The 26,008-nt window shown below is 65.9% G+C and carries 28 protein-coding genes; 8 read left to right on the top strand and 20 right to left on the bottom strand.

The window, feature by feature from the left end:
* Positions 1–30: 30 nt before the first annotated feature.
* Positions 31–450 carry a flagellar assembly protein FliX gene (locus tag OCH7691_RS21270; RefSeq protein ID WP_085885635.1) on the bottom strand — a complete coding sequence of 140 codons (420 nt, stop codon included), beginning with the start codon at positions 448–450 and terminating at the stop codon, positions 31–33.
* A gap of 241 nt (positions 451–691) precedes the next feature.
* On the opposite strand from OCH7691_RS21270, the gene OCH7691_RS21275 reads away from it, so the two are divergent.
* Genes OCH7691_RS21275 through OCH7691_RS21285 form a run of 3 tightly spaced genes read left to right on the top strand, consistent with a single transcriptional unit; the run spans position 692 to position 2,666 of the window.
* Positions 692–1,852: a flagellar basal body P-ring protein FlgI gene (locus OCH7691_RS21275; protein ID WP_085885636.1), complete on the top strand. Its 1,161-nt coding sequence runs from the start codon at positions 692–694 to the stop codon at positions 1,850–1,852.
* An 11-nt stretch (positions 1,853–1,863) separates the two neighbouring features.
* On the top strand, positions 1,864–2,193 hold the full coding sequence (locus OCH7691_RS21280; RefSeq protein ID WP_217808188.1) for a rod-binding protein: 330 nt from the start codon (positions 1,864–1,866) through the stop codon (positions 2,191–2,193).
* Positions 2,190–2,666, top strand: coding sequence for a hypothetical protein (locus OCH7691_RS21285; RefSeq protein ID WP_085885637.1), 477 nt, complete (start codon positions 2,190–2,192; stop codon positions 2,664–2,666). Before OCH7691_RS21280 ends, OCH7691_RS21285 begins: the two co-directional genes overlap by 4 nt.
* 449 nt (positions 2,667–3,115) lie before the next feature.
* On the opposite strand, the gene OCH7691_RS21290 is transcribed toward OCH7691_RS21285, so the two are convergent.
* The 10 genes from OCH7691_RS21290 to OCH7691_RS21335 all read right to left on the bottom strand — a co-directional run bounded on the left by OCH7691_RS21290 (position 3,116) and on the right by OCH7691_RS21335 (position 12,008).
* Positions 3,116–3,949 (bottom strand): flagellin, encoded by an 834-nt coding sequence (locus OCH7691_RS21290; RefSeq protein WP_176245197.1) that lies wholly within the window; start codon positions 3,947–3,949, stop codon positions 3,116–3,118.
* Between the two features lie 329 nt (positions 3,950–4,278).
* Complete coding sequence (locus OCH7691_RS21295) at positions 4,279–5,094, bottom strand: flagellin (RefSeq protein ID WP_085885638.1); 816 nt, start codon at positions 5,092–5,094, stop codon at positions 4,279–4,281.
* Between the two features lie 311 nt (positions 5,095–5,405).
* On the bottom strand, positions 5,406–6,038 hold the full coding sequence (locus tag OCH7691_RS21300; RefSeq protein WP_176245198.1) for a PEP-CTERM sorting domain-containing protein: 633 nt from the start codon (positions 6,036–6,038) through the stop codon (positions 5,406–5,408).
* 159 nt (positions 6,039–6,197) lie between these two features.
* Complete coding sequence (locus tag OCH7691_RS21305) at positions 6,198–6,578, bottom strand: flagellar protein FlaG (protein WP_085885640.1); 381 nt, start codon at positions 6,576–6,578, stop codon at positions 6,198–6,200.
* 140 nt (positions 6,579–6,718) lie between these two features.
* Positions 6,719–7,540, bottom strand: coding sequence for a flagellin (locus OCH7691_RS21310; RefSeq protein ID WP_085885641.1), 822 nt, complete (start codon positions 7,538–7,540; stop codon positions 6,719–6,721).
* Between the two features lie 223 nt (positions 7,541–7,763).
* The gene (gene flaF, locus OCH7691_RS21315; RefSeq protein WP_085885642.1) at positions 7,764–8,129 is read right to left on the bottom strand and encodes a flagellar biosynthesis regulator FlaF; all 366 of its coding nucleotides are present in this window, start codon (positions 8,127–8,129) and stop codon (positions 7,764–7,766) included.
* Positions 8,080–8,514 (bottom strand): flagellar biosynthesis repressor FlbT, encoded by a 435-nt coding sequence (gene flbT, locus OCH7691_RS21320; protein WP_085885721.1) that lies wholly within the window; start codon positions 8,512–8,514, stop codon positions 8,080–8,082. Before flbT ends, flaF begins: the two co-directional genes overlap by 50 nt.
* Positions 8,515–8,726: 212 nt before the next feature.
* On the bottom strand, positions 8,727–9,233 hold the full coding sequence (locus OCH7691_RS21325) for a MarR family winged helix-turn-helix transcriptional regulator (RefSeq protein ID WP_085885643.1): 507 nt from the start codon (positions 9,231–9,233) through the stop codon (positions 8,727–8,729).
* 70 nt (positions 9,234–9,303) lie between these two features.
* Complete coding sequence (locus OCH7691_RS21330) at positions 9,304–10,014, bottom strand: hypothetical protein (protein ID WP_085885644.1); 711 nt, start codon at positions 10,012–10,014, stop codon at positions 9,304–9,306.
* Positions 10,015–10,016: 2 nt separating this feature from the next.
* Positions 10,017–12,008, bottom strand: coding sequence for an adenylate/guanylate cyclase domain-containing protein (locus tag OCH7691_RS21335; RefSeq protein WP_085885645.1), 1,992 nt, complete (start codon positions 12,006–12,008; stop codon positions 10,017–10,019).
* A gap of 514 nt (positions 12,009–12,522) precedes the next feature.
* Here OCH7691_RS21335 and OCH7691_RS21340 point away from each other — a divergent pair.
* The 4 genes from OCH7691_RS21340 to moaA all read left to right on the top strand — a co-directional run bounded on the left by OCH7691_RS21340 (position 12,523) and on the right by moaA (position 17,692).
* On the top strand, positions 12,523–13,566 hold the full coding sequence (locus tag OCH7691_RS21340; protein ID WP_176245199.1) for a DUF2336 domain-containing protein: 1,044 nt from the start codon (positions 12,523–12,525) through the stop codon (positions 13,564–13,566).
* A 144-nt stretch (positions 13,567–13,710) separates the two neighbouring features.
* Positions 13,711–15,336 carry a sensor histidine kinase gene (locus OCH7691_RS21345; RefSeq protein ID WP_085885647.1) on the top strand — a complete coding sequence of 542 codons (1,626 nt, stop codon included), beginning with the start codon at positions 13,711–13,713 and terminating at the stop codon, positions 15,334–15,336.
* A gap of 150 nt (positions 15,337–15,486) precedes the next feature.
* Positions 15,487–16,572, top strand: coding sequence for a DUF2336 domain-containing protein (locus OCH7691_RS21350; protein ID WP_085885648.1), 1,086 nt, complete (start codon positions 15,487–15,489; stop codon positions 16,570–16,572).
* 130 nt (positions 16,573–16,702) lie between these two features.
* Positions 16,703–17,692: a GTP 3',8-cyclase MoaA gene (gene moaA, locus OCH7691_RS21355; protein ID WP_085885649.1), complete on the top strand. Its 990-nt coding sequence runs from the start codon at positions 16,703–16,705 to the stop codon at positions 17,690–17,692.
* 36 nt (positions 17,693–17,728) lie between these two features.
* Here the strand turns inward: moaA and OCH7691_RS21360 are convergent, their stop codons facing one another.
* The gene (locus OCH7691_RS21360) at positions 17,729–18,211 is read right to left on the bottom strand and encodes a hypothetical protein (RefSeq protein WP_085885650.1); all 483 of its coding nucleotides are present in this window, start codon (positions 18,209–18,211) and stop codon (positions 17,729–17,731) included.
* 168 nt (positions 18,212–18,379) lie between these two features.
* On the opposite strand from OCH7691_RS21360, the gene OCH7691_RS21365 reads away from it, so the two are divergent.
* A complete protein-coding gene (locus tag OCH7691_RS21365; protein ID WP_085885651.1) occupies positions 18,380–19,147 on the top strand; it encodes an NAD kinase in 768 nt (255 codons plus the stop codon).
* 13 nt (positions 19,148–19,160) lie between these two features.
* Here the strand turns inward: OCH7691_RS21365 and OCH7691_RS21370 are convergent, their stop codons facing one another.
* The 8 genes from OCH7691_RS21370 to OCH7691_RS21405 form a co-directional block, all read right to left on the bottom strand.
* Complete coding sequence (locus OCH7691_RS21370) at positions 19,161–19,517, bottom strand: VOC family protein (RefSeq protein WP_085885722.1); 357 nt, start codon at positions 19,515–19,517, stop codon at positions 19,161–19,163.
* An 84-nt stretch (positions 19,518–19,601) separates the two neighbouring features.
* Entirely contained in the window at positions 19,602–21,608 is a 2,007-nt protein-coding gene (locus OCH7691_RS21375) for an ASKHA domain-containing protein (protein WP_085885652.1), read from the bottom strand.
* Between the two features lie 22 nt (positions 21,609–21,630).
* Positions 21,631–22,539 (bottom strand): methyltetrahydrofolate cobalamin methyltransferase, encoded by a 909-nt coding sequence (locus tag OCH7691_RS21380; RefSeq protein ID WP_085885653.1) that lies wholly within the window; start codon positions 22,537–22,539, stop codon positions 21,631–21,633.
* Positions 22,536–23,555: a methylenetetrahydrofolate reductase gene (locus OCH7691_RS21385; RefSeq protein WP_085885654.1), complete on the bottom strand. Its 1,020-nt coding sequence runs from the start codon at positions 23,553–23,555 to the stop codon at positions 22,536–22,538. Before OCH7691_RS21385 ends, OCH7691_RS21380 begins: the two co-directional genes overlap by 4 nt.
* Entirely contained in the window at positions 23,552–24,130 is a 579-nt protein-coding gene (locus OCH7691_RS21390) for a methylenetetrahydrofolate reductase C-terminal domain-containing protein (protein ID WP_085885655.1), read from the bottom strand. Before OCH7691_RS21390 ends, OCH7691_RS21385 begins: the two co-directional genes overlap by 4 nt.
* Positions 24,066–24,383, bottom strand: coding sequence for a virulence factor (locus OCH7691_RS21395; RefSeq protein WP_085885656.1), 318 nt, complete (start codon positions 24,381–24,383; stop codon positions 24,066–24,068). Before OCH7691_RS21395 ends, OCH7691_RS21390 begins: the two co-directional genes overlap by 65 nt.
* On the bottom strand, positions 24,383–24,991 hold the full coding sequence (locus OCH7691_RS21400) for a DUF1638 domain-containing protein (protein ID WP_217808189.1): 609 nt from the start codon (positions 24,989–24,991) through the stop codon (positions 24,383–24,385). Before OCH7691_RS21400 ends, OCH7691_RS21395 begins: the two co-directional genes overlap by 1 nt.
* A gap of 31 nt (positions 24,992–25,022) precedes the next feature.
* On the bottom strand, positions 25,023–25,664 hold the full coding sequence (locus OCH7691_RS21405) for a cobalamin B12-binding domain-containing protein (RefSeq protein WP_085885723.1): 642 nt from the start codon (positions 25,662–25,664) through the stop codon (positions 25,023–25,025).
* Between the last annotated feature and the right edge of the window lie 344 nt (positions 25,665–26,008).

Consider the following 26,008-nt stretch of genomic DNA (forward strand, 5'->3'; position numbering starts at 1 on the left):
ATTTTTACAACTGCATTTTGGCGCGTAAAATCAATATCCTAGCTTCGCCAATTCGACTGCTACCCTAATTTCAATCTCGCTGACGATCACTGCGAGGCGAGGATCGGCCGCGGCCCCCGCCCTGTTCTTCAGACGCTCCTGCAGCGCCAGCAGCCGGCGTTCGGGCACCCTGCCGAGCAGCATGTCGTGTCGAAGCTGCTCCAGCTCACCGAGCAGATCCTCGGCGCGCTCGACCTGTTCCCGCTGACCGCGGCGGCCGTCCTCGTCGACTTCCTGCGCGGCCAGGATGCCGCTCAGGGTCGCGATCTGCCCGACCGGTGCGGAACTCCATGTGGCCGCCGTCTCCTTTGGCCCTTCCGGGATCGAGAATTTTGCGCCGGACACACCCCCGGCGCGCTCTTTCGAGCCCGCCGGGCTGGATCGCGTGCTCCGCGGTCCGGTAATACGCATGACGCCTCATTCCTCCACTTCGACAGGGTGCAGTCTGCAGGCAACAGCTTAATGGCCGGTTAAGTATATCGGGCAACAGGGCAAAGAATGCCCCCGACCCGGCAATTTCCGCCCGGCGCCTCCGGGGCGCCCACCGGGACGGCGGAGAAACCGCAGGATCGCGGGGTTTCCGGGTATCGCCGATCTGGCACGATATTCGCTACGGACACGGCGAGTTCTATTCTTGTGTTGGATGGCCAGAATGACCTTCTCCCGGAAAACCCCGACCCTGATGCACGACGGCGGCCGTTTTCTCCGCCTCGTCGCATCGCTCTGCGTCTTCGTCGCCCTTCTGGTGCCGGCGACCGGCGCGGGCGCCACGTCGCGGATCAAGGATATCGCCGAATTCGAGGGTATCCGGGACAACATGCTGGTCGGCTACGGCCTCGTCGTCGGCCTGAACGGCACTGGCGACACGCTCAACAATTCGCCCTTCACCCGCCAGAGCCTGGAAGCGATGCTGGAACGGCTCGGCGTCAACACCCGCGACCAGAACCTGAAGACCGAGAATTCCGCCGCCGTCATGGTGACCGCCACCCTGCCCGCCTTCGCGCGCCAGGGCGGCCGCATCGACATCACGGTAAGCGCCCTCGGCGATGCCTCGAACCTGCTCGGCGGGACGCTGCTGGTGACCCCGCTGCTCGGTGCCGACGGCGAGGTCTACGCGGTCGCCCAGGGGTCGGTGACGGTCGCCGGCTTCTCCGCCGGCGGTGCCGCGGAAACGGTCACCAAGGGCGTGCCGACGTCGGGCCGGATCGCGAACGGCGCCATCGTCGAGCGCGAGGTCGCCTTCGAGCTCGCCTCGCTCGACACCATTCACATCATGCTGCGCAATCCCGACCTGACCACATCGCGACGGGTCGCCGGCGCGGTCAATGCCTATTTCGGCAACAACGCGGCGCGCGCGCTCGATCCGTCCACTATCGCCGTCGCCATGCCGTCCGGCGCCGGAGTCGACCGGGTCTCGCTGATCACCGACATCGAGCAGCTGCGCGTCGAGCCTGACCAGATCGCCCGCGTCATCATCGACGAACAGTCCGGCGTCATCGTCATCGGCCAGAATGTGCGCGTCGATACCGTCGCGATCGCCCAGGGCAATCTCACCGTCCGCGTCACCGAAACGCCGCAAGTCTCGCAGCCGGCGCCGTTCTCCGAGAATGGCGAGACCGTCGTCGTGCCGCGCACCGACGTCACGATCGACGAGGACAAGGACAAGCGGCTCGCCGTGCTGCAGCAGGGTGTCAGCCTGCAGGACCTGGTCGACGGCCTGAACGCCCTCGGCATCGGTCCGCGCGACATGATCGCGATCCTGCAGGCGATCAAGGCCGCAGGCGCGCTGCAGGCCGAAATCGAACTGATGTAGGATCCGATCCGATGCAGAGCGACATGCTGGACTCATCGACGATGCCGACCGCGGCCACGCTGCGGAAGGCGCTCGCCCACCCGCGCCCCGGCCAGACCGAGCTGCCGGATCGCGCCCTCGACGCGGCGAAGGACTTCGAGGCGGTCTTCCTCACCGAGATGCTGAAGTCGATGTGGGCCGGGATCGAGACCGACGGTCCCTTCGGCGGCGGCCACGGCGAGGAGATGTTCCGCTCGCTGCTGACCGAGGAATATTCCAAGACATTGAGCCGGGCCGGCGGCCTCGGGATCAGCGACGCCGTCCACCGCGAGATTCTTGCGCTACAGGAGATCCATCGATGAACGAACAGAACGGCGGCCATAATGCGGGCCTTCTCAGTCCGGGCGAACTGCAGTCCCTGCTCGCCAAGCTGACCGACATCCTCGAGCAGGAGAACCGGCAGCTCGATGCCCGCAAGCCTCGGGCCCTGCAGGAAACGGCGCAGGAGAAGAACCGGCTGGTCGCGATCTACAATCAGCAGATGCGCCTGATCGCCGCCTCTCCCGACGCCTTCCGGAAGGCGAGCGACGCGCGCGCCGTCGAGGCCCTGAAAACCGCGAGCCGGAGCTTCCACGAGAGCCTGGACGAGCATTTCCGCAAACTCTCGACGGTAAAGTCGGTAACCGAGGGGATCGTCAAGTCGATCTCGGCGGAAGTCGAGAAGCAGTCCCGTCCGGCGCCGGGCTATGGCGCCAATGCCCATCTTCGGCCGGCCGGCGTCGCGGCGCGGCAGACCAGTGCCGCCACCTCGATCGCCCTGAACCGGGTCATCTGACGACCCCGACCCGCTGGCGGCATCCGCCGGCGGACCTTCGAAGACCGGAAAGGCCCGCGCCCGTCGCGGGCCTTTTTCGTGCGGGACGGTACCAACCGAGCCGGCACGCAGGCCATTCCATCCCGGCGTCGACCGGCCCTGCCTGCGCTCTCCCGGGCCTGCCCGAGCCGCGCCGGTCCTGTCTGCCGCATTGATGCCGACGGGCGCCCCGGGAAGCCGGCGGACACGCGGTCGGCGGCACCCCTCTCGCCTGCGTTCCGGCGGACACCGCGGCGCATATCCCCGTGGCCCGACCGCCTGCCGGCGCATCGGCCAGGACGGCTCTCCGTCGCCCCGGCCAAGCGATCGACCATGGCCCGGAGAGATGGTCGCGGATTCCGGGCACGAAAAAGGGGCCGCCCGCGGGCGGCCCCCAGTTCGTGAGTTCGTGATGGTCTGTCAGGCGGAGCTCAGCTCCGGAACAGGCTGAGGATCGACTGCGGCGCCGAGTTGGCGATAGAGAGCGCCTGCACGCCGAGCTGCTGCTTGACCTGCAGCGACTGCAGCTTGGCGCTTTCGACCGCCATGTCCGCATCGACCAGGTTGCCGATGCCTGCATCCAGGCTGTCGATCAGCTTGCTGACGAAATTGTTGTGGATCTCGAGGCTCTTCGAACCGGTGCCGAGCACGCCGAGGCGCTGGTTGACCGTCAGGATCGCGTTCTCGATCGCGGTGACCGCGGCCTGGGCGTCTGTCGTCGTCGTCAGCCCCTCACCCGAGATATTGAGACCGGTCGCGCCCACCGACAGGTCCTGCGCGGCCACCGTGATGGTATTGGTGCCGTCCTCGTTGGCGATCGAGACGACATCGTCGCCGTTCGCCTTGATGATGTTCAGGCCGTTGAACTCGGCATTGGTGACGATCGTGGTGATCTGCTGCATCAGCGCCTGGAAATCGGCATCCAGCAGGGTCTTGGAGACCGTGTCCATGCCGTTGTCGGCGGCGAGCACGGCCTTTTCCTTCATCTCGATCAGGATGTCCGAGATCGCCCGCCCGCCGGCGATCGCTACATCGACCGCGCTGACCGCGTTCGAGAGCGCCGTCGAAACGGAATGCAGACCTCCGACGGATCCGCGCATGTTCTGCGCGATCGCGAAAATGGAGGCATTGTCCTGGGGACCCGAGATCTTCAGACCGGTGTTGATCCGGTTCTGGTTCTGGGCAAGGTCCTGCGCTGTCTTGTTGAGATTCTGCAGCGCGGTCATCGCACCGATATTGGTGTTCACGGACATCGAAACGGCCATCGATCTTCTCCTCGAACTCACGTTGCCGGCATTCGGCCGGATATTCTCCTCAACTACTTAGCAATCGTCGTGCCAGTTCGAAATTGTCCATAACTATCTGATTTTATTTTTCTTTTTTATCTTCTTCCGGACCGAGCCGTGCCGGGTCGGCGGCAATTGCCGGATCCGGCCCGGTGTGCCCTGCAGGAATTGCCCGGGCGTGCGCGCCTCGCGCGGCACCCTGCGGTCGGGCACAGACGGATGCACCCGCGCGTGGCACGGGTGGCGATCAGATTCCCGGATCGAGGAAAAGCGGTGGGGCCGGCCGCAGCCGGCCCCACGGGAAGTGCTTACCTGAACAGGCTGAGGATCGACTGCGGGGCCTGGTTCGCAATCGACAGCGCCTGGAGGCCGAGCTGCTGCTTGACCTGCAGTGACTGCAGTTTCGCACTTTCGACCGCAAGATCGGCATCGACCAGGTTGCCGATACCGCGATCGAGCGAGTCCTGCAGCTCCGTGACGAAGGAGGAATGGACCTCGAGCGCCTTCGCGCCGGTGCCCAGCGATCCGAGGCTGGTATTCAGGCTCGTGATCGCCGCATCGACCGCGGTGATGGCGGTCGACGCATTGGTCCCCGTCGTCAGGTCGTTCGACGTGATGCTCAGACCGGCCAGAGACAGATCCTGCGCGGCGACGGTGATGGTGTTGGTGCCGTCGGAGTTGGCAATCGTCACCACATCGTCACCACTCGCCTTGATCATGTTGATGCCGTTGAACTCGGCATTGTTCACGATCGTGGTGATCTGCGTCTTCAGGGCCTGGAAGTCGTTGTCCAGGGCGGTACGCTGATCCGTCGTGAGACCGGAATCGGCGGCGAGAACCGCCTTTTCCTTCATCTCGATCAACAGACCGGCGATGCCCGAGCCAGCGGAAAGCGCGACATCGACGGAGGAGACGCCATTCTCGAGGGCAGTCTTCACCGAGCGAATACCGGCCACTTCCGACCGCATCGTCTGGGCAATAGCGAAGACCGCGCCGTTATCCTTGGCGGTCGACACCTTGAAACCCGTGTTGATGCGGTTCTGGGTCATCTCAAGCGCGTTGTTGGTCTTGTTCAGGTTCTGGAGCGCGATCATCGCGCCGACGTTGGTGTTGACGGACATCATGGTCAGGGTTCTCCTAGGCTTGATTAGCGTTCTGCTATCGGGCGTTTTGCCCTGCCCCACAGAAAGCAATCACCGTGCCAATCGGGACTTTCCCATAACTCATTGATATTATTTATGTAAATCAAATTCCCGAGCCCGCCGGCAGCAACGGAACATGACCTGCCCGGCAATCCCTGCCTGGCTGGCCGGGGCGAAATGACCCCCTCACACCGCGCGGACGGCCTCGACACAAAAAAAGACCCGCCGGAATGGCGGGCCTTGAAGTGGGTAACAAGTCGGTCCGTCAAGACCTTGAGAGAGGAACCACTGAACTACACGATCCGGCGCCGCCGCACGGCGAACACGAGAAGCCCGATACCGAGCATGAAGAGGATGAGGAACGGCGGTTCCGGCACTTCCGTCGACAGGCTGACCTGATCGAGCAGGGCGCCGATATTGTCGCCGCCGACGCCGGAGATGCGGAGCGATGCCGAGGTCGCGTCGGTGACGGTGATCTCGAAACTGTACCGGGTCCAGCTCTGGTTGCCCTCGACCTCGATCTCCTTGCTGAAGAGATCGCCGAGCGCGACGATGACCTTGTCGCCGCTTCGCGTCCGCTGGTTTCCCGAGAGCCAGAACTCGAGCGTGTAACTGCCCGGCGCGAGCGCCAGGGCCGCGGTCTGGAGGCCGCCGGCCTTGCCGGTCGAGCCGTCGAGGTCGACGCAATTGCCGTCGTCGCCGAGGCAGTTGATCGAGTAATCGCTGTTGTAGACGATATCGACCGTGCCGTCGAAAATGGACCAGTTGTCGTCGCCCAGCCAGTTCAGGTCGGACATCCGCGACCTGCCTTCGTTGCCGTCGGCCACGCCATCGAAATTGTCGGAGAAGATGACGCCCGCCTGGGCCCCGGTGGCGATCCCGACGGCGAGGGCGATACCACCGACAATCCTGCTGATCCTGCGCATCTCGATCCTTCTCCCCGCGCTGTCGCCGGTTGAACCGGTGGCGACTGCATTCGTCATGAATTCGGCTAAAATTTGAACTTTCGGTCCGGCGGATTGGCCATCCCGCGTCCCTCGTTCCCGAGGCGAGGCAGGCTTCAGCGGCGTTTCCGTTCCTGGCCTTCAGACCTGCTTGTCAACAGAGAGCCCGGACAATCCCCGGAAGTAGGCGATACGTTTCAGCGCCTCTTCGCTCGGGAACTGCTTGATCACCTCGCCGTCCTCGTTGTTCACGAGGAGGTAGACGAAGTTGTTGGACTCCTTGTGGAAATCGACAGCAAAGCGGGCATTGGGATAATCGGGTAACTGCACCGCGCTGTTCAGTGTCGTTTCCAGAATCTCGCGGAGGCTCTTGCGTTCGTCCTTGACGTCCGCTTCTTCCTCGCGCTTGACAATCGGCTCGACGGTCTCGCTTTCCTTCTTTGCGGGACGCGTCTCGGCGGTGGCTTTCACCTCGCCGACGCCGCGGGTCTGCGCCAGTCCTGGTAATGCGGATATATTCATGACGTTTCGTCCATAAACATATCGACCATTCGAACGGTCACTTGCTCACTCGACCGCTCACTCTCCAGTTACCGGGGTTGATTCATCGTGCGAACGCTGACCGGGGAATGGCGCTGGTGGGCGCCATTCCCCGACGGCCATTAACGGAAGAGGCCGAGAAGCGTCTGCGGGGCCGAGTTGGCGATCGACAGCGCCTGGAGGCCGAGCTGCTGCTTGACCTGCAAGGACTGAAGTCGGGCGCTTTCCACGGCGAGGTCGGCGTCGACCAGGTTGCCCACACCGCGTTCCAGCGAGTCCTTCAGTTCGCCGACGAAGCTCGAATGGACCGAGAGCGCCTTGGCGCCGGTGCCGAGCTGGCCGAGCGAGCTGTTCAGTGTGGTGAGCGCTGCATCGACCGCGGTGATGGCGGTCGAGGCGTTGGTCCCGGTCGTCAGGTCGTTGGCCGAGATGCTGAGGCCGGCCAGAGACAGATCCTGCGCGGCGACCGTGATCGTGTTGGTGCCCGAGGAGTTGGCGATCGAGACGACGTCGTCGCCCGAAGCCTTGATCATGTTGATGCCGTTGAACTCGGCGTTCGACACGATCGTGGTGACCTGGGTCTTGAGGGCCTGGAAGTCGTTGTCCAGGGCCGTGCGCTGCGCCGTCGTGAGGCCGGAATCGGCGGCGAGAACCGCTTTTTCCTTCATCTCGATGAGCAGGTCGCCGATGCCCGAACCGGCCGAGAGGGCCACGTCCACCGCCGAGACGGCGTTGTCGAGGGCGGTCTTGACGCCGTTGATGCCGGCGACTTCGGCCCGCATCGTCTGGGCGATCGCGAAGATGGCGCCGTTATCCTTGGCGCTGGAGACTTTCAGGCCCGTGTTGATACGGTTCTGAGTCATCTCGAGGGAATTGTTGGTCTTGTTCAGGTTCTGCAGCGCAATCATCGCGCCGACATTGGTATTCACTGAAAAGCCAGCCATTACCGGTACTCCTGTTCTAGGGTCTGAGCGTTCTGCTCCGGGGCATTTTGCCCACGTCCCTTACACAGCAAGTCGCGTACCAGTTTGGCGAGTTTCCCCTAGTGGATTGTTTTGCCTGGATAATTATTGCCGGGTGTCGGAATTGCCGGGCGGCAGATCTGGCTCGGCGGCAGTTCTTGCCCGGCAAAATCTGCCGCGACCGGCAGAAATTGCCGATCCGGGTTCAGCCGGCGGGCTCGGCGGCCTGGCGCGCGGCAAGGCCTTCCATGATGTTCCGGTTGACGTCGATGAGGGCGGAAATGTCGGCATCGCCACGCATCGTCTGGGAGCTGTACTTGCCGACCCAGAGCGCGATCGAGATCAGGTTGGCGCGAAGCGCGGCCGGCAGGCCGTTCGCCTCCTGGGACAGGTCGTTGCTCAGCGCATTCCAGACCTGACGGTTCCAATGCACGGCATCGACGAACTTGCGTTCGTAGGGCTTCATCTCGCGGGCCTCGATGAGGGCCCGGGTAACCTGCGCGAAGAGGCGATACTCGACGCTACGCGGACTGCCGGTGTTCTTCTGTATCTGCTGATACGCCTGAAGCATCGCCAAGCCTTTCCTTCTCATACGCGATCAAACGCTTGGCCAGGGCGAGCGCCTTGTAGTAGCGCGCGTCCATGACCTCCTTGCTGACGGCGACGCAAAGCGTCTTGCCCTCGCCGCTGACAAGCGCGGCCATCAGTTCGGTCATCCGGACCACGAATTCCTCGTAGTAGGTGGCCCGGTTCGCCTCGTCGATATACATCATCATGACCGAGAAATAGATCCGCCGGGCGGGCGAGTTGACGTCGCTTTCCTGGAGGATGTCGCGCTCGCGCAGGATCGCGGCGCGGTTCTTGATCACGAGATTGGAGCGCCGGTCGCCATTGGCGATCACGGCACCGTTCACGACCAGTTGTTCGTTCGGCTTCAGCGACAGTTTCAGTGCCATGTCCGCCTCGTTCCTTCCGGCAAGCATCGGCCGCGGTCTCGGGGGGCGAGGATTCAGCCCCTGCCCGCCCGCGTCCATCGAAGTCCAAAGTTAGAAGGAAAGCGGTTAATGCTTTACTAAGGCGGCACTTCTGCGCCCCCTTGGCCGGCTCTTCCGCGGCCCCGGCGATCCCGCCCGGGTCCGCCGCGGCGCCGGCGGCAACTCGCGGGCCGTCAGAGCCCGTAGTTCATCAGATCGGACCAGAACCGTTCGAGACGGCGCAGCGTCTGGTGCGTCTCGTTGAGGTCGAAGGGCGGGTTCTGTTTCCCCAGGGCTTCTTCCTGCTTCTTCTCGAACAGGTCGATCGCGCGGCAGAGCTCGCGGCCCTTCTCGGTCACGCTGATCAGCGTCGCCCGGCGATCATGCGGCGATTTCTGCTGCACGATATAGCCGGTCTCGACCAGCTTCTTGAGATTGTAGGAGGCGTTCGAGCCGAGATAGTAGCCGCGGTTCATCAACTCGCGGACATTGATCTCTTCGTCGCCGATATTGACCAGCAGCAGGGCCTGGACCGCATTGATGTCCTCGATCTCGCGCCGGTTCAGTTCGCCGCGCAGCACGTCGAGAAAGCGACGGTGCAAACGCTCGATGAGCCGGGTGAGCTCATGATAATTCTCCAGGCCGGAGGTCACGGGGCTGGCCTCGGTGGTGCGGTTTGCGAAGGCGGCGTTGTCCAACATGATTCCGGCATACCGCGCCAGGAGTTAAAAGTTGGTGAAGGGCCGCCGTCCGCCGTCGAACCGGCGACGCTCAGCCGAGGCTTTCCAGCAGCAGTTGCGCCTGCTCGCGGCACCCCTTGTCGATCATGTAGGCGGCCTCCCGAACCGGGCCATCCAGCCCGCCGGGCACGAGGTGGACGGTCAGCCGGGACGCGGTGAACGCGCCCTGCATCTGGACGAGATACTCGCCGCCATCCTTGAGCGGCACGCCGTCCGGCCAGGCCGTCAGCGGTTCGCCGGCCTTCCAGCGCAGGTCGCCGCGCTTGTTGCGGGCGACTTCCTTGACCGAGGCCGAGCCCTTGCCGGACTTGCCCTCGCGCCAGAAATTCGCGGTCTTGCCGTCAGCCACGCAATAGGTGCCCGACTTCTCCGCGTTGATCGCCCAGATCTCGCCCGAGGTCGGGCCGCCGCCGTCGCGCGTCGCGCCGAGCTTGGCGCCGCCCGCCTTCTGTTCCCTCATGAACACGCTGATCCGCTTCAGCAGGTTGGCATCGCCGCCGCCCGAATCCGCCGCGACCCCGTCGAACGGGCCCTTGAAGGAAATCGGCTTGCCGCTTTGCGACAGCAGCGTCAGCGTTTCCCCCTTGCCGAGCGCGATCTTTGCGCCGGCCGCCACCTGCTGGCCCGGCTGATAGGCCTGGGCGGTCGATTTGATGACCACGAGTTCGGCCGCGAACGCGCTTGCCAGAGGCAGGGACAGCGTCAACGCGACGATCAGGGGCAGCCCGGGAATGCGCTTCATCACTATTTTCCTTCCATTACGACGCGCGCTCCGCCTTCGCCCTTCTGCAGACGCCTGTGGTGGAACGCGATCAAGCCGTCTTGCCCATATATATGATGCAATTCGGTGAACGCCGCCTTGGCGGCCGTCACATCATTGTCGATCAGCAAGGCGAATGCACGGGCGTAACGCTCGACCGACGGATCCCCGGCGCGCTCGCCGGACAACGGTTCGCAGACCGTGATGCCGGTTTCCTTGCCCATCGCGACCACGTCGCCCACGGGACGGAACACGTAACCGGAGGCACAGTCCGCGACCGCGCTGCTGACCAGGATGCGGGTGCCGAAATACTTGTTCATGCCCTCCAGCCGGGCGGCGGTGTTCACCACGTCGCCGATCGCCGTGTAGTCGAAGCGCTTCTCGCCGCCGAAATTGCCGACCGTGGCCTCGCCGGCATGGAGGCCGATGCGGGTGTGGCCGAAGGTGATGCCCTTCTGGCGCTGTTCCTCGCGGAAGCGTTCGGCGAATTCGTCCATTTCGAGCGCGCAGGCGAGTGCCCGCTGCTGATGGTTCTCCATCGGCTTCGGGGCGCCGAAGAAGGCGACCACCGCGTCGCCGACGAACTTGTCGATCGTCCCGCCGTGCTTCAGCACGATCTGGCTCATGCCGTCGAGATAGCTGTTCAGAAGCGGCACGAGGAAGCGCGGCCGGGTCGATTCGGAAAGCGTCGTGAAGCCCGCGACATCGGTGAAGATGAAGGTCATCTCGCGCTTCTCGCCATGCACGGCGAGACGGTCGGGATCCTCCTCCAGTTCCTGCACGATCTCCGGCGGCACGAAGGCGGTGAAGGCGCGGCGGATGGTCTGGCGCTGCTTCCACTGGCGCCCGCGTTCGTAGGCTTCCTTCAGGAAGCTCCCGAGCAGCAGGCCCGCCGACGGCGCCACCACCGGCAGCAGCAGGCCGCCATAATAGAAGACCAGGATCGCGACGCCGGTCACCAGCGTCGGCCCGCCGATCACGACCAGCGCCAGGCGCCCCGCGATGTTGATGCGCCAGTGAACGAGGATCATCCCGAACAGCACCGCGAGGGTACAGACGACCGCCCGCAGGAAGGTCGAGGCCAGCGGCAGGCGCCGGCCATCGATCATCTGGGCAAAGGCGTGGGCATGGATCAGCACGCCCGGCATCTCCCGCGTGTGACTCTGGAAATCGGCACCGAACGGCGTTCCGTGGCGGTCGCTCTGCGGCTGGTCGGCGCCGATGAAGACGGCCCGGCCGGCGAACCAGTCGGCCGGCAGGACCCAGCTCCCGTCGTCGTTCCGCCTGACAACCCAGGCGGCATCGTAGGCGGCGAAGGCGGCAGCATCCGGCCCCGGCCCCTGGCGATAGGCCAGCCGGCGCGGCTCCTCCGACGGCTCGAAGCCGAGGCTGCGGGCGAGTGCCAGGGCGAGCCCGTCAACCTCGGTTCCGTCGACGACGAAGCGCAGCGGCAGGTCGCGGACCTTGCCATCACCGGCCTGGGACAATTCCGCGTAGCCGGTCAGGATCCCGTCCAGGTAATCCCGCTGGAACGCGAGCTGCGCGTCGGTCAGGCCGGCCTTGCTGTCGCCCGTGGCCACCACGATCGGCACGCTGGCGCCGGTGAGAACCGATCGCAGCCGCTCGTCGACGCCGCTGAGCGTGCGCTGGTCGAACAGGATGTCGATGGCGATCCCGGCGACCTCGCGGGCCTCGAGCGCCTCGACGAGATCGGCGAGAAAGTCGCGGTTCACGGGCGAGCGGTAGGGAAACGCGGCCAGCGTGTCCTCGGTGATCGTCACGACCACGATGCGCTCGTCCAGCGGCTCGCTGCGGCCGAGCGTTCCCTGCATGCGGTCCGCGACGTAATTCTCGGTTCGCTCGACGAACCCGAACAGGTTCGGGCCGACCGTGGCGGCAACGGCGCAACCGGCGCCGATCAGCAGGAGCGCCAGCCATTCCTTTGATTCCCGCTTGCGCCGAGTTCCAGCCGCCATGCCGCCCCTTATCCGTTCATGGCCCGCCCCCTGGCCGGGGGATCGGTCGCCGGCCGGCAGGATAACACCGCCCGGCCCGGGTCGACACCGGTTGAGGCGCGCCCGATTGTAACGCCCGTCATGACATGCGCAGGTTGTCCGCCGCCGCGCCCGGTTCCGCCGCGGCGAACGGCCCGGCGACGCCGCCTGGACGACAATCTCCGGCCGGGCGCCCGCACTTAATACGGGCTTAAGAAAGAACTGGTAAACTGCGAATCGGGTGTGGTAGATGAATCTATCAAGGATTGTAACGGGATAGGTTCGTATTTTCAGCTTGGTTCTGAGCAACGCAATAGCCGGCGCCGAAAGTTAGGCCGGAAAAGCCGATCAGGGGGACTATAATGATCGGCTATTGGCGGCGCGAAGGCATTGGAGGGGGCCTATCAGTACGGTAATGGTAGAAGCAGGCGACGCGTACATATCGGGCCTGATTGCGCTGGCCCGGGACAAGCGATCCGAGAGCCGGAAACGGCTCATGGAGAATATGTCCGACCTGTTCGTGAGTGCGAACGGCCGTCTGAACGACCGTGAGCGGGCCATGATGTCGGACATCCTGCGCAAACTCGTCATCAGCATGGAAATGGCCGTCCGACGGGACCTTTCCGACCGGCTGGCTGCGAACGACGCGGCGCCGCGCGATCTCGTCAACCAGCTCGCCAACGACGAGATCGAGGTTGCCCGGCCGATCCTTCTGCGCAGCAAGGTGCTGGAGGAACTCGACCTCATCGAGGTCATCAAGCATCGCGGACAGGAACACCAGATTGTCGTCGCCCAGCGCGAGGGCCTGAGTGCCGCCGTCGCCGACGTGCTCATCGATTTCGGCGACGAGGACGTGATCAGCGCCCTCATCGAGAATCACGAGGCGGAGATCTCGGCGCGCGCGCTCGATTACCTGGTGAGTGAATCGCGCCGCATCGACCGCTTCCAGGAACCGCTCCTGCAGCGCGAGGACCTGCCGACCCGCCTCGCCCAGCGCATGTTCTGGTGGGTCTCGGCGGCGCTCCGCAAGCATATCCTGAGTGAATTCGATGTCGACGAGGGCATGCTCGACGACGAGCTCGAGGCGGCCACGCAGTCGATCGTCGACGAGGCGACGTCGCCGCGCATGACCGAGGCCGAGCAGCTCGTTGCCGAGCTCGAGGCCCGCCGCGAACTCAACGAGCGTTTTCTCGTCCAGTCGCTCCGCAACAACCAGGTATCGGTCTTCATCGCCGGCCTGGCGCGGATTGCCGGTATCGACCGCTTCATCGCGCGCCGCATCGTCTTCGACATGGGTGGCGAGAGCCTCGCCGTCGCCTGCCGCGCGGCCGGCTTCGACCGGACCAGCTTCGGCGCGATCTTCATGCTGACGCGCGCCGGCGCGCAGCCGGGCGGCCGCGGCGCCGATCCGGCGACGCTGCAGGCAATCCTGCAGTTCTTCGACAAGTTGACGGTGCAGCGCGCCCATTCGGCGCTGCGCTACTGGATGCGCGACGAAGGGTATCTTGCCGCGATCGAGCGGCTCGAGGCGATGGCGTGATCGAACAGCGGTCGCCGATGGTGTATGAATAGTCTCAAGAGCGTAGTGGTGTGAGGGGCATTAGCGGTCTGATCGGTGCACAACCGACATGCGACCGTCCTGCAGAACGAAGAATTCGATCTGGTGGGTGACAGGGGGCTATTGATGAGCCGGCAACAGAATGAGCGGCTCGCGTCGGTCGACGAACGATTGGCCGGTCGCGGACGGGGTACCGATACGGTGATGAAGGGGGTCGTCGGAAACGTCTTCTTCGACGCGCTGTTCGAGCAGGCGCCGCCGACCTACGTGGCGCGACAGGACGGCACCCTGATCTATGCCAACAGCGCCTTCCGGCGCGCCTTCCGGCTGCCGGGCGGCAGTGCCGGCGGCACCCTGCCCTCGCTGCCCGACCAGCATCTCGCGATCATCCGCGAAGTCGCCGACAACGGCCGGATCAGCGCCCGGCGGATCACCCATGACTGCGGCAACCAGCGGCTTCACTTCCTCGGCCGCCATTTCCCGATCCGCGACCAGGGCGAACAACTTCTCGCGGTCGGCGCCACCTTCATCGACGCGACCCGCGAGGCGGAGGTCGAGGAACGGCTCCGCCGCGAACGGAAGCGCTTTTCCGATGTCGCCCGCGCCGCGTCCGACTGGATCTGGGAAACCGACGCCAAGCTGCGCCTCACCTTCGTTTCCGATCCGGTGACCCAGGCCCTTGGCCTGCCGCCACTGCTCCTCAAGGGGCGCCGCCTGCACGAGCTCGGCCGTCTACCCGAGACGGGACACGACCTGGAGAACATCGCCACTTCCGCCTTCCGCGCCCACAGCCCGTTCCGCGATGCGCCCTTCGAGATCGACACCCCGGACGGGACGACGCGGAACTACCTGCTGAACGGCGTTCCGGTCTTCGACGAAGAGGGCGATTTCGACGGCTATCGCGGCACCAGCACCGACGTGACCGCCCGCCTCAGCGCCGAGAACGAGGCCAACACTTCCAAGAACGAGCTGGAAAAGGCGCTCGAGGCACTCACCAACAAGAATCTGCAGCTCGAACTCGCGGTCAAGGAAGCCAATTCCGCGATCCGCTCGAAAAGCGAGTTCCTCGCCAACATGAGCCACGAGCTGCGCACCCCGCTGAACGCGGTGATCGGCTTCGCCGAGGTCATGAAGCTGGAGACCTTCGGCGCGCTCAGCGACCACTACCGGGGCTACGTCGACAACATCCTGAATGCCGGGCGGCACCTGCTCAGCCTGATCGAGGATATCCTCGATATCGCCCGCATCGAGAACGACATCGTCACCATCAACGTGACGCCGATCCCGCTCTCCGACATCATCCGCGACGCCCGGGCACTGATCGAACTGCGCGCCGGCGACCGGGGCATCGATATCGGCGAGGTCGCCTACGACGGCCCGATGACCCTGCGGGTCGACGGGATGCGGACCCTGCAGATCTTCGTCAACCTGCTCGGCAACGCGGTCAAGTTCACCCAGCCGGGCGGCAAGGTCGGCATCGACGTGCGCCTGGATGCCACGCGCCAGCTTGCCGATATCGTGGTCTGGGACAACGGCCCCGGCATCTCCGATGAAATGCGGGAGACGATCTTCGATGCGTTCCGGCAGGGCCAGGAAGGCGTCATGACCAGCCCGCAGGAGGGCGTCGGCCTCGGCCTGACCTTGTCGCGCAAGCTTGCGCGCCTGATGGGCGGTGACGTTACCCTCGAGAGCGCGGGGGGCGAGAGCTGCCGGTTTGTCGTCAGCCTGCCTGTCGGCACCGGCGAGGACTGACCGCAACGGCACTCCCTGCTCCGACCCAATTTCTGGTTACCGGATTCTGAAATTGATCGTAACGCCGAAATCGCTTTCAGGTTTTGTTAAACCTGCTGGTGCAATCTGTGCGTAGTTCAGTAGTAGATCCCATCAACCAGTGTGTCCGAAGTGCCAGAAGCTCAATTCAATGTCTCTCCAGACCTGGTCTCGCCGGCTCGTCTCCGCTCCGCGGAAGGTCGTCGCCATCTGTTTGGAGAACTGAGCGGCACGCTCGTTCGCGGCAGCGCGAACCTGACACCTGCCGAACGCCGGCTGACCGAGGAAATCCTCTGCCAGCTGCTCTCGAGCGTCGAGGTATCGGTACGCCTGGGACTGGCGGAACAGATCGCCGACATGCCGGAGCCGCCCCGGGATCTCGCCATTGCCCTGGCCAACGACGCGATCGAGGTCGCAACGCCGGTCATCCTGCGCTGCACGGCGCTCACCGACAACGACCTGCTGGATCTGATCCGCGCGCGCGACCTGCCCCACCAGCTCGCTGTCGCGGTTCGCGAGAATATCGGCGAGGCCGTCACCGAAGCGCTGGTCGAGATCGGCGACCCGAAGCTCATCGAGGCCCTGGTCGACAATCTCACGGCCCGGATCTCCACCTCGGTCATGTGCCAGCTGATCGACCTCGCCGCCGATAACGCGGCGTTGCACGGCCCGCTTTCCCGTCGCCGCGACATCGACAGCGACAATGCGAAGAAGCTCTATCTCACGGTGTCGCTGGACCTGAAGCGCGACATCTACCGGAACTTCGACCTGCAGGGGCTGGTCGCCGAACCGCTCGACGCGGTGCTCGGTACCGCCCTCAACCCGGACCGCGCCGCGCGGCCCGACCTGCTGATCGGAAAGCTTCACGCCGCCGGCCAACTCACGGCCGGGTTCCTCGTCAAGTGTCTTCGTGACGACAATGTCGAACTGTTCGAGCTCGGCCTCGCCCGTCGCCTCAACATGGCGCCGGCACTGGCACGCCATATCGTCCGGAACGGCTCGCTGGACGAGCTCATCGCGGCCTGCCGGGCGATCTCGATCGACCGGCTCGTCTTCGGCTCGATCTTCGACGCCCTTGCCGGAGCCCGCGCCAGCAACGCGCTTGCCGCAGCGAACGGCCGCGAGGCCGTGCTCGCCGCCTACGGACAGATGTCGGCCGAGGACGCCGACCGGATCCTGACCGACGCCGGGCAGGAATTCCAGCAACGGCTCAATTAGCGCGCCGGCGCCGGACGCCTTTCCGGCTGGCGGTCATCACCTTCCCGTTCCGATCGCGCCACCGCTCTTTACCCGCGGGCTCCGCTTCGCCATGTTATGATGGCAGAGGGGAAAATCGGAGCCACATTCCATGATCGACCCGTACGGACGTGAAATCACCTATCTCCGCGTTTCGGTGACCGATCGCTGCGATTTCCGCTGCGTCTACTGCATGTCCGAGGACATGACCTTCCTGCCGAAGCGGGACATCCTCTCGCTTGAGGAACTGGAGCGCCTGTGCGGCGCCTTCATCCGCAAGGGCGTGCGGCGTCTGCGCCTGACCGGCGGCGAACCGCTCGTCCGCCGCAACGTGATGAACCTGATCGGCGCTCTCGGCCGCCATATCGCCGACGGCAATCTTGACGAGCTGACGCTGACCACGAATGGCAGCCAGCTCGCCCGCTTCGCCGATCAGCTTTATGCATCCGGGGTCCGTCGCATCAACGTATCCCTCGACACCCTAGATGCGGACCGGTTCAAGGCGATCACCCGCTGGGGGCGGCTCGAACAGGTGCTCGGCGGGATCGAGGCCGCCAAGCAGGCCGGCATCCGCGTCAAGATCAACACGGTGGCGCTCAAGGGCGTCAACGAGGGCGAGTTCGATCGCTTCGTCAACTGGTGCGGCGCCGAGGGATTCGACTGGACCCTGATCGAGACCATGCCGCTCGGCGATATCGACGGGGACCGGACCGACCAGTATCTCCCGCTCGACGGTGTGCGCGAGCGGCTGGGCGAACGCTGGACGCTCACCGAAAGCGGCTATCGGACCGGCGGACCCGCGCGCTATGCCGACGTGGCCGAGACCGGCGGACGGATCGGCTTCATCACCCCGATGAGCCACAATTTCTGCGAATCCTGCAATCGTGTGCGGCTCACCTGCACCGGCACGCTCTACATGTGCCTCGGGCAGGAGGACGCGGCCGACCTGCGGGCGCCGCTCCGTGAAAGCGCCGAAGACGACCTGATCGAGGCGGCAATCGACCGGGCGATCGGGCGCAAGCCGAAGGGCCATGATTTCGTCATCGACCGCGCCGGCCGGAAGCCGGCCGTCGCCCGTCACATGAGCGTCACCGGCGGCTGACCGGGACGCGTCGTCCCGTGCCAACGGGGTCGGGCGCTAGTCCAGCGAGACTTGGTGCGAGTAGGTCAGGCCGTTCGAGACGGTGATCTGGGTGAACCCGAGAAGCTTCGCCAAGTCGAAGAAGGTGAACAGGTCCTCGACCTCGTATTCCCGGAACAGATCGGTCGTCCGTGCCACCGCGGTGAGCTGCGCGAGCAGGCCCCGCATCTGGTAGATCGTCGCGTAACTGCTGTCGCTCAGGGCGACGATGATCAGTTTCTCGGCCTCGGCGCCCTTGGCGAAAATCGCGTAATCCGGGGGATAGGGTCGCGAGAACTGGGCCTGGGTCATCCCGGTGACAAAGCCGAGCCGTATCGTCCGGCTCGCATCCGGCATGACCTGGGCGCGGGCCTCGTATCGCTCGGCGGTTGCCGGACCCGGATAGTAGTAGCCGGCATGTTCGTCGTCGGCCGCCCGGACCTCGCTCGCTCCGATGCCGAGCGCGGCGACGACGATGCAGGCAACGGCAATGACTTTCATCGGACATCCTCACTTCGGTACGAGATGCGGCATGGCGTGCCGGCCGATCATGACGCGCCCGGTGCGATCGCACAATAAGCGGCGGGTAATCCCGGCCCGGGTAGCGCGGCCGTTGCATTCCGCTATACTGCGGCGCGACCTGGTTCTATGTCCAAAGGAGACGTCTCGATGGCGTTCAGCAAGTTGCATTTCGCCGCAAGCCGAAGCGAGACGGCTCAGGCCTCCAAGGAACTCCTGATCGAACGTTACGGACAGGCGGAGGTGAAGGATGCCGACGTGATCGTGGCCCTCGGCGGGGACGGCTTCATGCTGGAAACGCTGCACCGGAACATGGAATCCGGACTGCCGATCTACGGCATGAACCGTGGCACGGTCGGCTTCCTGATGAATACCTTCGACGCCGACAACCTGGAATTGCGCCTCAACAGCGCGGAAGTGGGCGAGATCCACCCGCTGCGCATGGAGGCGATCAACATTTCCGGCAGCAAGCAGGTCTCGCTCGCGATCAACGAGGTCGCCCTCCTCCGCCAGACCCGCCAGGCGGCGAAGATCAAGATCTCCATCGACGACAAGATCCGGATCCCGGAATTGATCTGCGACGGCGCGCTGGTCTCCACGCCGGCCGGCTCGACCGCCTACAACCTGTCGGCCCATGGTCCGATCCTGCCGCTGTCGGCAGGCGTCCTCGCACTGACACCGATCAGCGCCTTCCGGCCGCGACGCTGGCGCGGCGCGCTGGTGCCCCGCTCCGTCAACATCGAGATGGAGATCCTCGAGGCCTACAAGCGGCCGGTCAGCGCCACCGCCGACGCGACCGAGGTTCGCGAGGTCGAGCGGGTCACGATCACGGAGGCCCGCGACATCACCCTCCGCCTGCTCTTCGATGCCGAGCACAATCTGGAAGAGCGTATCCTGAACGAGCAGTTCACGCCCTGACCCGGTAGCACCGTCACGCGGGCAGGTGGCTCAGCACGTTGACGACGTTGCCGAACGGATCACGGACGTAGAAGCGCCGGACGCCCCAGGGTTCGTCGACCAGATCGTAGACGATCTCCCAGCCGCCCGACCGGGCGCGGGCATGGACCTCGTCGACATCGTCGACCTCGATCGAGAGTACCGGGACCGCCGTGCCCGAGCCGCCTTCGCTGGCCACGCTCAGTTGCGGCGCCATGCGCTCCCCGCTGGAGAGCGTGACGATCCAGCCATGGTCCATGACGACCTTCAGGCCGAACAGGTCGCCATAGAAGGCATTCGCGCGCGCCGGGTCGGCGACGGCAAGATTGGCGACGATACGCTTCACGGCCATTTTCATATCCTTGTCACGACACGGGAGACAACAGCCCAACGTTTCCGGGCGTTCCCTGTCAAGCGACCGGGAGCAATCGCCCGCTCAGTCGCGGCCCCGGTTCCGCCGGCGATTGCGCCGGCCGCCCTCGGCCGTCGAATCGTCCGGGTCGACCGCCTCCGGCACGACGATCGCGGCGCGAAGCTTCGGAAACGGGTCGCGGCGATGGGGCAGCGCGATCGCATCCACGAAATGTTCCTGGAAGCGCGGCTCGACGGCCGTCTCGATCTTCTCGACGCGCCGCACGACCTGCTCGATCTCGGTTCGCGACGCATTGTTGAGCAGGGCGATCCGCGCGCCGGTGCCGGCGGCATTGCCGGCCGAGGAGACATGCGGGATCTCGCAGTCCGGGATGAGCCCGAGGACCATCGCGTAAGTCGGATCGATGTAGGAGCCGAAGGCGCCGGCGAGGTTGATGCGCTCGACCGCCGTGACACCGAGCCGGTCCATCAGCAGCTTGACGCCGGCATAGAGCGCGGCCTTGCCGAGCTGAATGGCGCGGACATCGTTCTGGGTCACCAGGATCTCCCGGCTGCCGGTGACCAGCCGGTAGGAGAAGGTGCGGCCGTCGGCGATCACCCGGTCCGGGTTGCGGGCCGCCGAGGCGCCGTCGATCACTCCGTCGCGGGTGATGACGCCGGACAGGAACAGCTCGGCGATCACCTCGATGATGCCCGACCCGCAGATCCCGGTCGCGTTGCCGGCGAAGCCCGCCTCGTCGGACCAGCGTTCGTCGCCGATCACCCGGTAGCGCGGCTCCAGCGTCTCCCGGTCGATCCGGACCCGCTCGATCGCGCCGGGCGCCGCGCGCTGGCCGGAGGAAATCTGCGCCCCCTCGAAGGCCGGGCCGGTCGGCGAGGAACAGGCGAGGATGCGTTCGCGGGTACCGAGGACGATTTCCGCGTTCGTCCCGACATCGACCATGAGCGTCAGCGCGTCGGCGAGGTGGGGCGACTCCGAGAGCATCGCGGCGGCGCAATCGGCGCCCACATGGCCCGCGATGCAGGGCAGGAAATAGGCCCGCGCGCCGGGATGGAAGGCAAGATCCAGTTCGCCGGCCATCACCGTCACCGCATTGTCCACGGCCAGCGCGAAGGGCGCGCCGCCGAGCTCCTGCGGATCGATGCCGAGCACCAGGTGATGCATGATCGGGTTCCCGACGATCACCAGTTCGACGATGTGATCGCTCTCCACCCCGGCCGCCTCGGCCGCCCGGGTCGCGAGGTCGCGGATCGCCCGGCGCACGACCGCCGTCATCTCCGCCGCCCCTTCGGGATGCATCATGACGTAGGAAACCCGGCTCATCAGGTCCTCGCCGAAACGGATCTGCGGGTTCATCGCCCCTTCCGCCGCCAGCACCTTGCCGTTCAGGAGTTCGCAAAGCTGCAGCGAGATCGTTGTCGAGCCGACATCGACGGCGATCCCGTAGAGCCGGTCCTCGAAGCCCGGCCAGAGGGCGATCAGTTCGCGGCTGTTGCGAACGGCCGCCGTCACCGCCCATTTGCCGGTGCGGAGGGTCGTCTGAAGGCTGCGGATCACGGCGATGTCGGCCTCGAGCTCGACCAGGCCCCATTCCCGCTCCAGCGCCTCGAACAGGCGGCGGAGATCGCCGGACGGGTCGTGCATGTCGGGCTCGCGGACCTCGACGTAATAGAGCCGGGTGACCGGGTCGTTCTCGATCGCCCGCATCTCGACGCGCTTGCGCACGATCTGGCGATGCACCTGGCTTTCCGGCGGGACGTCGATGACCGCGTCGCCGAGCAGCCGGGCCTGGCAGCTCAGCCGGTTGCCCTCGGCCAGCTTGCCGCGGGCGGCGCAGCGCGCCTCCCCCTCCTCCGCCGGCGTCAGGCTGGTCGCGGTCGCGCTGATCTGGAACTTGGAGAATTCGCCGGCCGGCTGCGCGACCTGGCAGCGGCCGCAGATGGCGCGCCCGCCACAGACGGAATCGATATCAACGCCGAGCGCCCGGGCGGCGTCGAGAACGGCCGTCCCGACCGGAAAACTGCCACGCCTGCCCGAGGGCGTGAAAACGACTCGTACCGTCTCGTTCATCGCTCTGCCTGACCGTTACGCCTTACCCCTCGCGACGCCGGCGCCGTTCCCGTCGCCGCCCGCCCGTATCCGCCTCCGGTTCCGCCCCGGGTTCGCGAAAGGCCCGGATCCAGGCCCGGCAGTCCTTGTCGTGGCCGAGCAGCACGTTGCCGGCGCGAACCGCCGTGGTGATCTCGGGGTGCAGCGGATTGGTGATCGCCGAGGTCATCCCGGCGGCCATCGCCATCGGCAGGAAGGCACCGTCGAGGCCGCGCCGGTTCGGCAGGCCGAAACTGATGTTGGAGGCGCCGCAGGAGGTATTCACCTTCAGCTCCTCGCGCAGCCGGCGGATGATCGTGAAGGCGGTCCGCCCGGCGACGCCGATGGCGCCGATCGGCATGACCAGCGGATCGACGATCACGTCGGCCGGCTTGATGCCGTAATCCTGAGCCCGCTCGACGATCCGCTTTGCAACCGCGAAACGCTCGTCCGGATCCTCGGAAATCCCGGTCTCGTCGTTGGAAATCGCGATCACCGCCGCGCCGTGCCGGGCGACCAGCGGCAGCACCGATTCAAGGCGTTCCTCCTCGCCGGTGACCGAGTTGACCAGCGCCTTGCCCTGGTAGACGGCAAGGCCTGCCTCAAGCGCCGCGACGATCGAGGAATCGATGCAGAGCGGCACGTCGGTAACGCTCTGCACGAGTTTCACGCAATCGGCGAGCAGCTTCGGCTCGTCGGTCATCGGCACGCCGGCATTGACGTCGAGCATCTGCGCGCCGGCGGCAACCTGGGCGAGCGCGTCCGACTCGACCCGGCTGTAGTCGCCGGCCGCCATCTCGGCGGCGAGCAGCTTGCGCCCGGTCGGGTTGATCCGCTCGCCGATGATCACGAACGGCCGGTCGAAGCCGATGACAACCTCGCGCGAGGCCGAGCTCAGTACGGTATCCGTCATGGTTTCTCCCTCATCGCCTCGCTGCGCCTGCCACGACGTCGCGCGACCGGCTGCCGCCCTGACAGGACCCCGGATTCGAGGATGATCTCGGAGACCAGTTCCTCCTGCCGGTAGGCCATCACGTGGACGCCCGATACCCCTGCAATCTGGCGGATCTGCTGTATCAGTTCGACACAGATCCGCCGCCCTTCCCGCTTCTGGTTCTCCGCCCCCTCGAGGCGCCGGATCACCGCGTCGGGTATGTGGATTCCGGGGACGTTGCCACGGATCCATTTCGCCGCCCGGGCCGAGGCCAGCGGCCCGACCCCGACCAGAATGAAACAGCGCTCGTGCAGGCCCATATCCCTCACCCGCGCCATGTAACGCTCCAGAAGCGGCAGGTCGTAGCAGTACTGGGTCTGCACGAACTCGGCCCCGGCGGCGATCTTCTTGGCGAGCCGGTCGGCCCGGGCGTCGTAGGGTGGGACGAACGGGTTGGCGGCGGCGCCGAGCAGGAAGCGCGGCGGCTTGGTGATCTGCCGGCCGGACAGGAAGCGGCCGTCGTCGCGCATCCCCCGCGCCGCTTCCAGCAGCGACATGCAGTCGAAATCGAAGACCGGGCGGGCGCCGGGCTGGTCGCCGACACCAACGCCGTCGCCGGTCAGGCAGAGCACGTTGCTCACCCCCATCGCCGCGGCGCCGAGCAGGTCGCCCTGGATCGCGATCCGGTTGCGGTCGCGGCAGGAGACCTGCAGCACCGCCGCGTAGCCGGCCCGGCTCAGCAGCGAGCAGATGCCGATCGAGGACATGTGGCAGTTGGCGCCGGAGGCATCGGTCGCGTTGATCGCGTCGCAAACCTCGGCGAGCGGCCGGGCACGCTCGAAGACATCCTCCGGGTCGGCGGAGTCGGGCGGGTTGAGTTCCGCCGTGACCGCGAAGCGGCCCGAGCGCAGCACCCGTTCCAGCCGGCCCGTGGAACTGTAGCCCGGCAACGGCGCGAGCGGGTCACCGGGATCGTAGAGGCCCTGCGGGGTCACGATGCGGGCGACCGGCCGGGAACGGCGGCGGCATCATCGCCGGCCCGGCCGGCCGCGCGCGCGTCGGCAAGCTCACGGATACGGCGCAGCCAGGCCGAACTCCCCTGCAGGGAATGATCGACCGGGCCCTGCACGGTCATAATCGCCTCGCCCTTATTCATCAGTGCCGCGCCGCGCCAGGCCTCGACCCAGACGCAGCGCATCTCGGGCCGCACCTCGCAATGGCCGTTCGGCCGGACCCCGCCGCAGGGCCCGTTGCGAAGCGTCTTCGGGCAGTTCATCGGGCAGGACATGCCGGTCGATGACAACACGCACTGGCCGCACATCCGGCAATCGAACAGGAAACCCTTCACGCCGCGCTCCACCGTCGCGACCGGCCTTTCCAGGCGGGCGTAGCCGATCCGGCGAAGCAGCGGATCGAGCCGGAGCAGCGTCCCCTCGAAGGTATCGTAAAGCCGCTCCATCAGGCGGGCATGGCGGATCGACCAGAGACGCACCCGATACATGGTCTCACCCCGTTCCGTCGTCGACCCCGGCATGACCGCCGGCGGCGACCAGTTCGTCCAGGCGGGCATCGTCGAACGCGGCCTCGATCTCGGCGACCCGCGCGGCCACCGCCTGCTCGAGGTCGTCGCCGCAGGGCTCGCCGTCGCTGCGCCGCCATTCGGCCAGATAGGCGTCGCTGTCGCGCGTCTTCGAGCGCATGGCGGCCCGGTCGATCGCCTTCTCGAATCGTTCGTCCAGTTGCCGGCCGACCTTGTTCCGGCCAGCCCTCGCGATCACCTGGGCCGGGATGTCGCGCCAGTAGAGGACGGTGAGCGTGCCCATCAGGAGACCCTGTCGACGCTGGCTGCGGCCATGAAGTCGGCAAGCTCGCCATAGCCCGTGCGACGGAGCTCGAAGGCGAGGCCGAGCCGCGCCGCCGCCTCCTCCGCCTTGCGCACCAGGGTCGGATCGTCGCGCTGCGCCAGGTAGACGAGCCGGCTGTAATTGCCGAAATAATCCGGCAGCAGTTCCGGGTGGCGGTCGAGCCCGAGCCCGGTCCAGACCAGGCTGTCGAACTGCCGGGTCAGGTAGTCGGTCAGGAAGAAGGTGCCCGGCTCGGCCTCCATCAGGGCCGCGAAATCGGTGCTGCCGGTATAGAATTCATAGCAATGGTCGCCGCCGATGCGGCTCACGCCCTCTTCCTCGAGCACCCGGTCGAGAAGGCCGCCGGTGCCGCAGTCGCCGTAGACGACCAGGATGCGCGCGAAACGGTCGCGATTGGCGCGGATCACGCCGCGCACGGCCTCGGGGATCAGGGCCGGGCGGTTGTGCAGCTTGGCCGGCAGGCATTGCAGCTCGAAGCGGTCCCAGCCGCCGGCGGCGTCGATCGCCAGGATCTCGCGCGCCAGCGCGCCGCAGGCGATCAGGAGCGTCTTGTCGTTTCCCTGCACGGCGGAACCCTTCCCAGGCTTCCGGGGGCCGTCAGGCGGACCTTCGCTGATTGTGCCGCCGGGCCACCATGTCCTTCGCCGTCTCGACCGCGACGGCGGCGTCCCGGCAATAGGCGTCGGCGCCGATCGCGCGGGCGAATTCCTCGTTCAGAGGGGCGCCGCCGACGAGCACGATATAGTCGTCGCGGAGGCCCTTCTCCTTCAGCGTCTCGATCACGACCTTCATGTAGGGCATGGTCGTCGTCAGCAGCGCCGACATCCCGAGGATGTCGGGCTTGTGTTCCTCGAGCGCCGCCAGGTAATCCTCGACCGGATTGTTGATGCCGATGTCGATGACCTCGAAGCCGGCGCCCTCCATCATCATCGAGACGAGGTTCTTGCCGATGTCGTGGATGTCGCCCTTGACCGTCCCGATCACCATCTTACCGACCTGTGGCGCGCCGCTCTCGGCCAGCAGCGGACGCAGGATCGCCATGCCGGCCTTCATCGAGTTGGCGGCGAGCAGGACCTCGGGCACGAAGAGGATGCCGTCGCGGAAGTCGATGCCGACGATCCGCATACCCTCGACCAGCGCCTCGGTGAGAACCCGGTAAGGCTCCCAACCCCGTTCTAGCAGGATGTTCGTGCCCGCCTTGATCTCCTCGGCAAGGCCGTCATAGAGATCGTCATGCATCTGTTCGACGAGATCCTCGTCGCTCAGTTCATTGAGATCGAGTTCGTCCTCTTGATCGGCCACGAGACAACTCCCAACCTGGCGCCAACCGGCGGCGATGTCGACTGTTCCTCCAGTTAAGAACGGGGGGGAATCCGGGCTGATCCGCCGGCGACTCGTTTTATGTCGAATACGACAGATCGCGACGGGGCGACCGCTATCGGCGGGTCCGGCCTGCCGCGGGCGATCGCAGGGCGCAAAGATGTTGCGGCCGGCGGGGTCGCCCCGGCACAATGCGCGCGACAATCGTCACCGAGACATTCGCCGCCGGCGAGCGTCCCGCCACGCCGCCGGCCCGGCGGGAG

The sequence above is a fragment of the Oceanibacterium hippocampi genome, assembly GCF_900172325.1.
Lineage (GTDB): Bacteria > Pseudomonadota > Alphaproteobacteria > Sneathiellales > Sneathiellaceae > Oceanibacterium > Oceanibacterium hippocampi.

Coding starts and splice junctions, on each gene's coding strand:
- flaF (WP_085885642.1), bottom strand. CDS start 8,129: ATGCTTCAGGCGTATCAGCAGATACAGAAGAACACCGGCAGTCCGCGT.
- flbT (WP_085885721.1), bottom strand. CDS start 8,514: ATGGCACTGAAACTGTCGCTGAAGCCGAACGAACAACTGGTCGTGAAC.
- OCH7691_RS21310 (WP_085885641.1), bottom strand. CDS start 7,540: ATGGCTGGCTTTTCAGTGAATACCAATGTCGGCGCGATGATTGCGCTG.
- OCH7691_RS21295 (WP_085885638.1), bottom strand. CDS start 5,094: ATGATGTCCGTCAACACCAACGTCGGCGCGATGATCGCGCTCCAGAAC.
- OCH7691_RS21275 (WP_085885636.1), top strand. CDS start 692: ATGACCTTCTCCCGGAAAACCCCGACCCTGATGCACGACGGCGGCCGT.
- OCH7691_RS21375 (WP_085885652.1), bottom strand. CDS start 21,608: ATGAACGAGACGGTACGAGTCGTTTTCACGCCCTCGGGCAGGCGTGGC.
- OCH7691_RS21360 (WP_085885650.1), bottom strand. CDS start 18,211: ATGAAAGTCATTGCCGTTGCCTGCATCGTCGTCGCCGCGCTCGGCATC.
- OCH7691_RS21340 (WP_176245199.1), top strand. CDS start 12,523: ATGGAGAATATGTCCGACCTGTTCGTGAGTGCGAACGGCCGTCTGAAC.
- OCH7691_RS21280 (WP_217808188.1), top strand. CDS start 1,864: ATGCAGAGCGACATGCTGGACTCATCGACGATGCCGACCGCGGCCACG.
- OCH7691_RS21335 (WP_085885645.1), bottom strand. CDS start 12,008: ATGGCGGCTGGAACTCGGCGCAAGCGGGAATCAAAGGAATGGCTGGCG.
- OCH7691_RS21345 (WP_085885647.1), top strand. CDS start 13,711: ATGAGCCGGCAACAGAATGAGCGGCTCGCGTCGGTCGACGAACGATTG.
- OCH7691_RS21285 (WP_085885637.1), top strand. CDS start 2,190: ATGAACGAACAGAACGGCGGCCATAATGCGGGCCTTCTCAGTCCGGGC.
- OCH7691_RS21325 (WP_085885643.1), bottom strand. CDS start 9,233: ATGTTGGACAACGCCGCCTTCGCAAACCGCACCACCGAGGCCAGCCCC.
- OCH7691_RS21370 (WP_085885722.1), bottom strand. CDS start 19,517: ATGGCCGTGAAGCGTATCGTCGCCAATCTTGCCGTCGCCGACCCGGCG.
- moaA (WP_085885649.1), top strand. CDS start 16,703: ATGATCGACCCGTACGGACGTGAAATCACCTATCTCCGCGTTTCGGTG.
- OCH7691_RS21290 (WP_176245197.1), bottom strand. CDS start 3,949: ATGGCCGTTTCGATGTCCGTGAACACCAATATCGGTGCGATGACCGCG.
- OCH7691_RS21380 (WP_085885653.1), bottom strand. CDS start 22,539: ATGACGGATACCGTACTGAGCTCGGCCTCGCGCGAGGTTGTCATCGGC.
- OCH7691_RS21300 (WP_176245198.1), bottom strand. CDS start 6,038: ATGCGCAGGATCAGCAGGATTGTCGGTGGTATCGCCCTCGCCGTCGGG.
- OCH7691_RS21270 (WP_085885635.1), bottom strand. CDS start 450: ATGCGTATTACCGGACCGCGGAGCACGCGATCCAGCCCGGCGGGCTCG.
- OCH7691_RS21305 (WP_085885640.1), bottom strand. CDS start 6,578: ATGAATATATCCGCATTACCAGGACTGGCGCAGACCCGCGGCGTCGGC.
- OCH7691_RS21395 (WP_085885656.1), bottom strand. CDS start 24,383: ATGGGCACGCTCACCGTCCTCTACTGGCGCGACATCCCGGCCCAGGTG.
- OCH7691_RS21390 (WP_085885655.1), bottom strand. CDS start 24,130: ATGCCCGCCTGGACGAACTGGTCGCCGCCGGCGGTCATGCCGGGGTCG.
- OCH7691_RS21365 (WP_085885651.1), top strand. CDS start 18,380: ATGGCGTTCAGCAAGTTGCATTTCGCCGCAAGCCGAAGCGAGACGGCT.
- OCH7691_RS21330 (WP_085885644.1), bottom strand. CDS start 10,014: ATGAAGCGCATTCCCGGGCTGCCCCTGATCGTCGCGTTGACGCTGTCC.
- OCH7691_RS21405 (WP_085885723.1), bottom strand. CDS start 25,664: ATGCATGACGATCTCTATGACGGCCTTGCCGAGGAGATCAAGGCGGGC.